Below are 1,168 nucleotides of genomic sequence, written 5' to 3'. Positions count from 1 at the left end.
CTCCTAGACTCCATACTAAAAATAGAGCAAGTAAGGTGCCAGCAGCAATAGAAATTCCCCCTAAACGCACCATTGGTTGTCGATGCACTTTACGCTCGGCTGGTAAATCCGTGTACTGATACTTGATGGCAGCCGCTTTAACTATCGGAATAGTATTCAAAACAATTAAAGCGGCAACAATGAAGGCAACTACATAATATCCAGAGGAAACCATGGTGCAATGGCGTAAAAATTACCAGCTCTCAGAACTAAGATTTAGTAATTTACGTTCGGTGGCTCGGGAAGGCCTTCGACAACCTGAGCAGCTTCGGTTAGTAAGTTGCCCATCTCTGGACAATTAGACGCCGCACAAGCTTCTATCTCCCCGAAAAGCCGTTGAGCATTGTCGTAAAAATGAGTATACTCGTGGACTCCTTTTTCAACTCCTTGGCGGATTTGCTCGCGGATTTGCTTGCGAATGCTAAACTTGATAATGCGTGCGATTAGACCTGTATTGTCTGACGCATTCGTCCCGGTAGAATCTGAATTATTATGTTGAGCCTGGGCAGGCAAAACTGAAGTGGATGCCACCGCCAAAGCAGTGATTGCCACAACGCTGGCAGTTTTAGTTTTAATTGAGGGCATGAGTTTCATGATTTACCTCTGTGAATTTACCTCGGTGTAACCTGTTAGCTTGCCTTAACGGCAGTTGAGACCTAAACCGGAATCTTAGAAGATCAGATCCAACAGAGAGATCACATCCCCTACTGAGCCACCAACACCCACAACAAAACGGGCTCCGTCCCCTGCACCAACAATATCTCTTACGGCGGGAGTAATTGTCAGAGGGATATTTTTAAACGGGACGATGGATGCACCGATGGCTAAATCTTGTCCCGTCCACTCCGTAATTAAACTTACCCACGGGAGCACTCCCACACCTACAGTACCAAAGACACCAATACCGTTTTCCTGATTATTAATCTGTTCTTCACTGCGAAACCGACCTGTACCAGCGCCCACCGTGACTACTGCCAGACCAAAAGGGTCACGAGGGTTAGCTCTGAGGGGAAGCACCTTGGTAACTGCTCCGTAGTAGGTATGCTCGAAATCATTAAATTCAGTGGGACTATCTTCTGGTAATCGTCCCACGTTAATGATTCCTTCTCCTCCTAAAGCAACAGCCCAT

The 1,168-nt window shown here is 46.6% G+C and carries 2 protein-coding genes and 1 pseudogene; all 3 read right to left on the bottom strand.

Going from position 1 to position 1,168, the window contains the following annotated elements; genetic code table 11:
- Positions 1–214: pseudogene (locus F6K53_RS44205) on the bottom strand (undecaprenyl/decaprenyl-phosphate alpha-N-acetylglucosaminyl 1-phosphate transferase); the annotation flags it as partial.
- Positions 215–255: 41 nt separating this feature from the next.
- Positions 256–633 (bottom strand): hypothetical protein, encoded by a 378-nt coding sequence (locus tag F6K53_RS44200; RefSeq protein WP_293072601.1) that lies wholly within the window; start codon positions 631–633, stop codon positions 256–258.
- A 75-nt stretch (positions 634–708) separates the two neighbouring features.
- On the bottom strand, positions 709–1,168 hold a 460-nt coding region (locus F6K53_RS44195; RefSeq protein ID WP_366511454.1), incomplete at its 5' end, for a hypothetical protein.

Origin of the sequence: Moorena sp. SIO4A1 (genome assembly GCF_010672065.1) — a bacterium.
Lineage (GTDB): Bacteria > Cyanobacteriota > Cyanobacteriia > Cyanobacteriales > Coleofasciculaceae > Moorena.
Note: the sequence above shows the minus strand (reverse complement) of the source record. Positions and strands in the feature narration are given on the sequence as shown.

Coding starts and splice junctions, on each gene's coding strand:
- F6K53_RS44200 (WP_293072601.1), bottom strand. CDS start 633: ATGAAACTCATGCCCTCAATTAAAACTAAAACTGCCAGCGTTGTGGCA.